Genomic DNA, 8,269 nt, shown 5'->3' with positions numbered 1-8,269 from the left:
CGCGATCAGGATGCGGTCATAGGGCATGATCAGCCGCATGTCCCAGTTGAAGACCCCGTTGACGATCTTCGGCACCCCGCGCTGCTTTTCCCCGAAGAGAAGCAGGATCACCGCGTCCAGGAAGAAGGCGATCCCCGCCGCCAGCAGCATGGTGGATTCGTCGCGCTTCGACCGGGCGATCACCGGGCGGAACAGGAACCTCTCGATTACCGCCCCCATCACCGCGAGCACGATGGCCGAGGCGACCAGCCCGACGATGAAGGGCAGCCCCAGCTGGGCCACGACGGTATAGGTCACGAAGCCGCCGAAGACATACATCTGCCCATGGGCGAAGTTCAGCACGTTCATCAGCGAGAAGATCAGCGTGAGGCCAAGCGCGATCAGGGCATATTGCGCGCCCAGATAGAGGCCGTTGGCAAGGATCTGTTCCATGCGGGGGTCCTTTTGCGGCAGGGACAGCAGGGCCCGGTCCGGGGAGATGGCTCCCGGGCCCTGCATCTTACACTGAAGGGTCGTCGGGCCTTAGTCGACCTGGGCGACGAACAGTGTCTCGAACTTGCCGTCCTTGAACTCGTTCACCACCAGCGGCACCGAGACCTGGCGCTTCTGGCCGAACGAGGTGGTGCCGACATAGGTCAGCTTCGCGTCACCGACCATGAAGGGGTTCGGTGCCTCGAACGTGTCCATCGTCTTCTTGAACTCTTCCACGTTGTCGATGGCCGCCGGGTTCGCCTTCAGCGTCTCGATGATGTATTCCAGCGCATAGACCTTGGTGTTGGACTCGTCATTATACTCGCCGAACATGTCGGTGTAGCGGGTGACGAATTCCTTCATCGTGTCGCTGGCCAGCTCGGGCGTGGACGCGCCACCGACCGAGATGAAGCCGTTCGCCAGCTCGCCCGCGCCTTCGGCCAGAACGGCGGCGTCCTGCGCGGTTTCGGTCGAGATCAGGCCGGTATAGCCCAGCTCGCGGGCCGAGCGGATCAGCTGCGGCGCGTTGGCGGGGGACACGCCCGACAGGACCAGAAGGTCCGGCGCGGTCTGGATCACCGGCAGGAGGACCGGGGTGAAGTCGGTGGTGTCCATCTGGTAGGTCACGGTGTCCGACACGACGTCAAGCCCCAGCGCCTTGGCGGCGGCGGCCCCGGAATCACGCTGCGACAGCGGGTCGGATTCATTGCCGGCGATGAAGGCGATCTTCTTCACGCCCTTGTTTTCCATCAGGTATTTGTAGATCGCCGGGCCGGACTGGTAGTTCGCCACCATCCCGAGGATCGCGTTCGAGGCGGGCGGCTCGTACAGGCTTTTCGGGAAGGCGTAGGGGAAATACATGATCCCGTTCTGCTCGGCCACCGGGCGGACCGCAGCTGCGCCGTCATCGACATTGGGGCCGACGACATAGTGGATGCCGTCCTGCGCCATCTTCTCCATGCCCGCGATGGCGCGCTTGGGGTCCTTCTGGTCGTCGAAGGGGACGATCTGGATGTCATAGGTGGTGTCGCCGATCTTGACCCCGCCCAGTTCGTTCAGCCAGGCCGCCCGGGCTTCCATCGAGCGCTGGTTGGAAATGCCCCAGGCCGCCGCCGGGCCCGAGGTCACGCCGACGAAACCGATCTTCAGCTTGGCGTTCTCGGCCCAGGCGGCAGAGGTTGCCGTAACGGCAAGCGCAAGGGCGAGGCCGGTCGTCGCAAGGAAACTGCGTCTCTTCATTCTGGTGCTCCCTGTTCATGGGTCAGCGGAATTCGAGTCCGCGACACAGGGATTGACGGATTTGCTGACAAAGTTGTCAACAAAAAAGTTACGCATGGTTCACGATGTGCCCCTTGAAGGGCGCGCTTGTTCCCCTGTAGCGTGGAAACCGGTCACTTTTGAAACGGACATCCGGGATGGACACCCTCGGCAATACCGCCGAACAGGACGCGCGGGACGACGAGCTTGGCGAGGAAGAGATCGTCGAGCGAATCTTCGAGGCGATCATCGACCAGCGCCTGCCGCCCGGCACCAAACTGTCCGAAGCCGCGCTGTGCGAAGCCTTCAGTGTCGGGCGGATGCGCATCCGGCAAAGCCTGCTCCTGCTCGCCAGCCGCGAGGTGGTGGAGCTTTTGCCGAACCGCGGCGCCTTCGTCGCATCGCCCTCGGCGGAACAGGCGCGCGAGGTGTTCGAAGCCCGGCTGATGATCGAGCCGAACGTCTCGCGTCTGGCCGCCGAACGGGCGACGGACGAGGACCTGAACCGGCTGGAGCGGCATCTGAAGCTGGAGCATGAAGCGCATCACGGCAACAAGCGCCGCGATGCGATCCGGCTTTCCGGCCAGTTCCACGTCCTGCTGGCCGAGATCGCCGAAAATGCCGTCACCTTGCGGATGGTGAAGGAGCTGGTCACGCGGACCTCGCTTATCATCGGCATCTTCGGCAGTCCCGGCGTGTCGAACTGTCGGGATGAGGATCATGACGAAATCTACGAGGCTTTCCGGACCCGCGACTGCGAGGCGGCGGCGCGGCTGATGTCGGCCCATCTGAGTCGCATCCAGGAGAACCTGGAGCTGAGCGGTGCGGCGGAAGGCGCCAGCGACCTGGTGGCGATCTTCCGGAAATAGGCGTGCTGGCCGCCTTGGCTGCTCTCACGTTCTCTCGCCCGTAGAATCGATGGGAAGCAGGCGCTTCCCCGGCGCCTGACCTGCTGGGGCATCGCGGCGCATTTCCGCGATGGCTTCGGATGCCAGGTTCTGGATCGGGCGCGCGAAGACCATCGACAGGAGATTGTCGATCAGGCCCAGGCGCGTGTGGCGCGAAGCTGAAGGCGCTCCAGGCAGGGCTGACCTGCTGCGGCGGCCCGGTGGTGGGCAGGCCTGCGATTCATCGGGCGCCTTGCGCAGCCCGCAGGGCGTTGCGTTGGGCGACCCGGGCCCGGATCGCGGCGACGCTGGTCACGGGGGTCGCCGCGAAAAGCTGGCGGGTATAGGGATGGGTCGGGTTGGCGAAGACTGCCTCGCGCGTGCCCTGTTCCACCGCCTCGCCCTTTGAGATCACCATGACCTCGTCGGCGATGTAGCGCACGACCGAGAGGTCATGGCTGACGAAGACATAGGTCAGGTCGAATTCGTCCTGCAGGTCTCGCAGCAGGTTCAGCACCTGGGCCTGAACCGAAAGGTCAAGGGCCGACACCGGCTCGTCCAGCACGAGGAGCGAGGGGTTCAGCATCAGTGCGCGAGCGATTGCTATGCGCTGCCGCTGTCCGCCCGAGAACATATGCGGGTAGCGGCCGAAATGTTCGGGCTGCAGGCCGACCTTGCGCAGCATGGCCTCGGCCCGCTCGCGCCGTTCGGCGGCGGAAAGGCCGGTGTTGATGACCAGGGGCTCCATCAGCACGTCACCCACCTTCTGGCGGGGATTGAGGCTGCCGTAGGGGTTCTGGAACACCATCTGGACCTTGGCGCGCATCTCGGTCGTGGGGCGTCCGCGCCGGATGTCGACAACGCTGCCCTCGATCAGCAGCTCGCCGCCGGTGGGGGCATCGATGAGCGCGACGATGCGGGCGAGGGTGGATTTGCCCGAGCCGCTTTCCCCGACGATGGCCAGCGTCTTGCCCTTGTCGACCCTGAAGTCGATGCCCTTCAGCGCCCGCACCTCGCGGCTCCGCGCGAAGAGGCTTCCGGGAACATGATAATCCCGGGTGATGGCGCGGCCCTCGACGACGGGGGTCACGGCGCCGCTCCTTCTGTAAAATAGTCGGACACGGTGGGCAGCCTGTCCCCCGATGCATTTTCCGGCAGGGCGGACAAGAGCGCGCGGGTGTAGGGGTGCGAGGGATTTTCGAACAGGGTCAGCACATCGGCCTCTTCCATCTTCTTGCCCTTGTACTGCACCTGCACGCGGTCGGCGGTTTCCGCCACCACGCCCATGTCATGGGTGATCAGGATCAGCGCCATGCCGTAGTCGGCCTGCAGCTTCATCAGGAGGTCGAGGATCTGCTTCTGGATCGTCACATCCAGCGCGGTGGTCGGCTCGTCGGCGATGAGGAGACGGGGATTGCTGGCAATGGCGATGGCGATCATCACCCGCTGGCACTGGCCGCCCGACATCTGGTGCGGATAGGCGCGCAGCTTCTCCTCGGGATCGGGGATGCCCACGCCGGTGAACAGTTCGATCGCGCGCTGGTGCGCCGCGCGACGCGACAGGCCCAGGTTCAGGCGCAGCACCTCCTCGATCTGGAACCCGGCGGTGAACGAGGGGTTCAGCGAGGCAACAGGCTCCTGGAAGATCATGGTGATCTGCCGCCCGATCAGGGTGCGGCGCTCGCGTTCCGTCATCCGCAGGAGATCGCGGCCGTCATAGCTCATCTCGTCGGCGGTCACGGTGGCGGTGTCGGGCAGAAGCCCCATGACGGCCAGCATCGCCACCGACTTGCCTGAGCCGCTTTCCCCCACGATGGCCAGCACCTCGCCCTTGTCCACCGAGACGTCGATCCCGTCCACGGCGGTGAAACTGCCGGTGGCGGTGGCAAACCTGACAGTGAGATTGCGGATGGTCAGGACCGGCATCGCTCAGCTCCGCTTCAGCTTGGGGTCAAGCGCATCGCGCAAGCCGTCGCCCATCAGGTTGATCGCGAGGACCGAGATCAGGATGGCAAGGCCCGGCAGCGTGACGACCCACCAGGCGCGCAGGATAAACTCCCGCGCCTCGGCCAGCATGGTGCCCCATTCCGGCGAGGGCGGCTGCGCACCCATGCCGAGGAAGCCGAGGGCCGCGCTGTCGAGCACGGCGGAGGAGAAGGACAGCGTTGCCTGCACGATCAGCGGCGCCAGGCAGTTGGGCAGGATGGTGCGGAACATCAGCCGCAGATTGCCCGCGCCGGACACCCGGGCGGCGGTCACATATTCGCGCCGCATCTCGCTCATCACGGCGGCGCGGGTCAGCCGGGCGAAATGCGGCTGGTAGACGATTGCAATGGCGATCATCGCGTTGGTCAGACCGGGCCCCAGCACCGCCACCAGCACCAGCGCCAAGAGAAGCGAGGGGAAGGCCAGGATCACGTCCATCACCCGCATGATCACGCTGTCGACCCAGCCGCCGAAGAACCCGGCCAAAAGGCCGATGACGATGCCGCCGACCAGCGCGATCGAGACGACGACGACCCCGATGAACAGCGAATACTGCGACCCGTAGATCAGTCGGGACAGCATGTCGCGACCGACGGCATCGGTGCCGAGCAGATAGCCCGCGCGGCCGCCCTCCTGCCAGATCGGCGGAACCAGCAGGGCATCTCGGTTCTGGACAATCGGATTGTGTGGCGACAAGAGCGGCGCGGCAAGCGCGATCAGGACCAGCAGGATGAAAACGACCAGCCCGATGACCGCACCGCGGTTCTGGCTGAAGTAGAACCAGAACTCGGCCAGCTGGCGGCGGCGCAGCGACACTTCGGCAATCTTGGCAGAGGCTTCGCTCATTGGTTGCGGATCCTCGGGTTGATCAGGCCATAGGTCAGGTCGACCAGAAGGTTGACCAGCATCACAAGGCCCGCGATGAGCAGAAGCCCCGACTGCACCACCGGATAGTCGCGTCGGGAAATGGAATCGATCATCCACTTGCCGATGCCCGGCCAGGAGAAGATTGTCTCGGTCAGGATCGCCCCTGCCATCAGCACGCCGATCTGCAGGCCGATGGTGGTGACGACCGGGATCATGGCGTTGCGCAGCGCATGGACGCCGATGACACGCCGTGGCGGCATCCCCTTAGCGCGGGCGGTGCGCACGTAATCCTCGCCCATCACCTCGAGCATCGCCGAGCGGGTCTGCCGTGCGATGACCGCCAGCGGGATGGTGGCCAGCACGATCGAGGGCAGGATGAGATGCGACAGCGCCGAGGCGAAGGCGCCGTCCTGCCCCGACAACAGGCTGTCGATCAGCATGAAGCCGGTCACATCGGGAAAGAAATACAACAGGTTGATCCGCCCCGAGACCGGGGTCCAGCCCAGCATGCCGGAAAACAGGATGATCAGCAGCAGGCCCCACCAGAAGATCGGCATCGAAAACCCGACAAGCGCGCCCGTCATGGATATCTGGTCGAACCAGCTGCCGCGTCGGATGGCCGCGATCACGCCGACCGGCACGCCGATCACCGTTGCGATCACGATGGCGCAGAGACCCAGCTCGACCGTCGCCGGGAAGAGGGTCAGGAATTCGGTCAGCACGGGTTTCTTCGTGACCAGCGAATTGCCAAGATCGCCGTGCAGCAGCCTGCCCAGGAAATCGAAATACTGCAGCACCACGTTCTTGTCATAGCCAAGCTGTGCCGAAAGCTGGGCATGGCGCTCGGGCGTCACGCCACGTTCACCGGCCATCAGCAGCACCGGATCGCCGGGCAGGACGCGCACGAAGCTGAAGGCGATGATGGTGATCCCCAGGAAGGTGGGGACCAGGTAGAGCAGCTTGGACAGGATGAAGCGGATCATGCGCCTGGCTCTTTGAGGCAGCGCGCGGGGCGAACCCCGCGCGCGCTGGTTTCGATCGACGGGCCTAAACTACTCGGCAATATCGACCGTGTCGAAGGTGAAGTCGCCCAGGGGGCTCATCACGAAGCCGGTCACTTTGGCCGACATCGGCACATACTGCGTCGAGTGGGCGATGGTGAACCAGGGCGCCTGATCCTTGAAGATCACCTGTGCCTCTTCGTAGAGCTTGGTGCGCTCGGCCGGGTCGGCGGTGATCTTGGCATCCTTCAGAAGCTTCGAGAAGTCCTCGTTGCACCAGAAGGCCCGGTTCGCCCCGCCTTCGCCCGCGGAATCGCAGGACAAGAGGACCGACAGGAAGTTGTCCGGGTCGCCGTTGTCGCCGGTCCAACCCAGGATCACCGCGCCATCGCGGCCCGGTTCCATCGACTTGGCCAGGTATTCGCCCCATTCGTAGGACACGATCTCGACGTTCACGCCGACGGCCGCAAGGTCGGCCTGCATCAGCTCGGCCGTGCGCCGTGCGTTCGGCATGTAGGGCCGCTGCACCGGCATCGCCCAGATCTTCATCGACAGGTTCGAGACACCGGCCTCGGCCAGCATGGCCTTGGCGGCTTCGGGATCGTAGGGATCGTCCTGGATCGCGTCGTTGTAGGACCACATCGTCGGCGGGATCGGGTTCTTGGCCGGTTCGGCCGCGCCCTGGAAGACCGCGTCCACGATGGCCTGCTTGTTGATCGCCATGTTCAGCGCCTTGCGGACCTTCGGATTGTCGAAGGGCGCCATGGTGGTGTTGTAGGCCAGATAGCCCACGTTCAGCCCGGCCTGTTCATCCAGCTTCAGGCTGGGGTCGGCCTTGATCGCCTCGATGTCGGCCGGAGCCGGATAGGGCATCAGCTGGCATTCGCCCGCCTTCAGCTTCTGCAGGCGCACGGCTGCATCGGGCGTGATCGCGAAGACCAGGTCGTCGATGATGGGCTGGGTGCCCCAGTAGTCGGTGTTCTTGGCGTAGCGGATCACCGCGTCCTTCTGGTAGGCCACGAACTTGAACGGGCCGGTGCCGATCGGCAGGTTGTTCAGGTCCTCGGGCGTGCCCGCGGCCGTCAGCGCATCGGCATATTCCTTCGACACGATCGAGGCGAAGGGCATGGCGATATTGGCAAGGAACGGCGCTTCCGGCGTCTTCAGCGTGAACTTGACCGTGTAGTCGTCGACCTTCTCGATCTTGCTGATCAGGTTCGGCATGTCCATCGAGGTATAGTACTCGTAGGTGATGCCGGCGATGTACTGGTGCCACGGATTGTCGGCATTGCCCTGACGGTCGTAGGAGAAGATCACGTCATCGGCGTTGAACTCGCGCGTCGGGGTGAACTTCTCGTTCGATTGCCACTTCACGCCCTTGCGCAGGTGGAAGGTGTATTCCAGCCCGTCCTCCGACACGTCCCAGCTTTCGGCCAGCGCCGGTTCGACCTCGGTGGTGCCCTTCTTGAATTCGGTCAGACGGTTGTAGATCGGATGGGCCGAAGCGTCGAATGTGCCGCCGGCAGTGTAGGGGGCCGGATCGAACCCTTCGGGCGAGGCTTCCGAGCAATAGACGAATGTCTTGGCATCTGAGGCGGCCGCCGTGAGCGCCAGCGCCGAAGCGGCGATCAGGCTGTGAGCGAGATACTTCATCGCGAAGGTTCCTTTTCTGTTGGTCTGTCGTTTCTATGCTCGCCGCCAGCAGGGCTGGGCGACGATTGATCTCTGTGCATCATGACTACCGGGAAGGCATTCCGGAATCCATGCCCCTTTCAGATTGTTTTTCCAAGGTGCCGGTGT

General features: G+C 64.3%; 8 protein-coding genes. 1 reads left to right on the top strand and 7 read right to left on the bottom strand.

Annotation, left to right across the window (positions count from 1 at the left end; translation table 11 throughout):
* On the bottom strand, positions 1-432 hold a 432-nt coding region (locus tag V7Q39_RS02695; protein WP_333814809.1), incomplete at its 3' end, for a branched-chain amino acid ABC transporter permease.
* A 90-nt stretch (positions 433-522) separates the two neighbouring features.
* Positions 523-1,710 carry an ABC transporter substrate-binding protein gene (locus V7Q39_RS02690; RefSeq protein WP_333814807.1) on the bottom strand — a complete coding sequence of 396 codons (1,188 nt, stop codon included), beginning with the start codon at positions 1,708-1,710 and terminating at the stop codon, positions 523-525.
* A 176-nt stretch (positions 1,711-1,886) separates the two neighbouring features.
* Here V7Q39_RS02690 and V7Q39_RS02685 point away from each other — a divergent pair, with 176 nt between their 5' ends.
* Positions 1,887-2,597 carry a GntR family transcriptional regulator gene (locus tag V7Q39_RS02685; protein WP_333814805.1) on the top strand — a complete coding sequence of 237 codons (711 nt, stop codon included), beginning with the start codon at positions 1,887-1,889 and terminating at the stop codon, positions 2,595-2,597.
* A gap of 259 nt (positions 2,598-2,856) precedes the next feature.
* Here the strand turns inward: V7Q39_RS02685 and V7Q39_RS02680 are convergent, their stop codons facing one another.
* The 5 genes from V7Q39_RS02680 to V7Q39_RS02660 form a co-directional block, all read right to left on the bottom strand.
* Positions 2,857-3,705: an ATP-binding cassette domain-containing protein gene (locus V7Q39_RS02680; protein ID WP_333814803.1), complete on the bottom strand. Its 849-nt coding sequence runs from the start codon at positions 3,703-3,705 to the stop codon at positions 2,857-2,859.
* A complete protein-coding gene (locus V7Q39_RS02675) occupies positions 3,702-4,541 on the bottom strand; it encodes an ABC transporter ATP-binding protein (protein WP_333814801.1) in 840 nt (279 codons plus the stop codon). The genes V7Q39_RS02680 and V7Q39_RS02675 overlap by 4 nt, the downstream gene beginning before the upstream one ends.
* A 3-nt stretch (positions 4,542-4,544) precedes the next feature.
* A complete protein-coding gene (locus V7Q39_RS02670; protein WP_333814799.1) occupies positions 4,545-5,447 on the bottom strand; it encodes an ABC transporter permease subunit in 903 nt (300 codons plus the stop codon).
* Positions 5,444-6,451: an ABC transporter permease subunit gene (locus V7Q39_RS02665; protein ID WP_333814796.1), complete on the bottom strand. Its 1,008-nt coding sequence runs from the start codon at positions 6,449-6,451 to the stop codon at positions 5,444-5,446. Before V7Q39_RS02665 ends, V7Q39_RS02670 begins: the two co-directional genes overlap by 4 nt.
* Positions 6,452-6,520: 69 nt before the next feature.
* On the bottom strand, positions 6,521-8,122 hold the full coding sequence (locus tag V7Q39_RS02660; protein ID WP_333814794.1) for an ABC transporter substrate-binding protein: 1,602 nt from the start codon (positions 8,120-8,122) through the stop codon (positions 6,521-6,523).
* Between the last annotated feature and the right edge of the window lie 147 nt (positions 8,123-8,269).

Source organism: Tabrizicola sp., assembly GCF_036781545.1.
In the GTDB taxonomy this organism is placed as follows: domain Bacteria; phylum Pseudomonadota; class Alphaproteobacteria; order Rhodobacterales; family Rhodobacteraceae; genus Tabrizicola.
This window is presented reverse-complemented; position numbering and strand designations above follow the sequence as displayed.

What these genes read in the sequence shown, in the direction of transcription:
- V7Q39_RS02685 (WP_333814805.1), top strand. Translation starts at nt 1,887, where the DNA reads ATGGACACCCTCGGCAATACCGCCGAACAGGACGCGCGGGACGACGAG.
- V7Q39_RS02665 (WP_333814796.1), bottom strand. Translation starts at nt 6,451, where the DNA reads ATGATCCGCTTCATCCTGTCCAAGCTGCTCTACCTGGTCCCCACCTTC.
- V7Q39_RS02660 (WP_333814794.1), bottom strand. Translation starts at nt 8,122, where the DNA reads ATGAAGTATCTCGCTCACAGCCTGATCGCCGCTTCGGCGCTGGCGCTC.
- V7Q39_RS02670 (WP_333814799.1), bottom strand. Translation starts at nt 5,447, where the DNA reads ATGAGCGAAGCCTCTGCCAAGATTGCCGAAGTGTCGCTGCGCCGCCGC.
- V7Q39_RS02675 (WP_333814801.1), bottom strand. Translation starts at nt 4,541, where the DNA reads ATGCCGGTCCTGACCATCCGCAATCTCACTGTCAGGTTTGCCACCGCC.
- V7Q39_RS02690 (WP_333814807.1), bottom strand. Translation starts at nt 1,710, where the DNA reads ATGAAGAGACGCAGTTTCCTTGCGACGACCGGCCTCGCCCTTGCGCTT.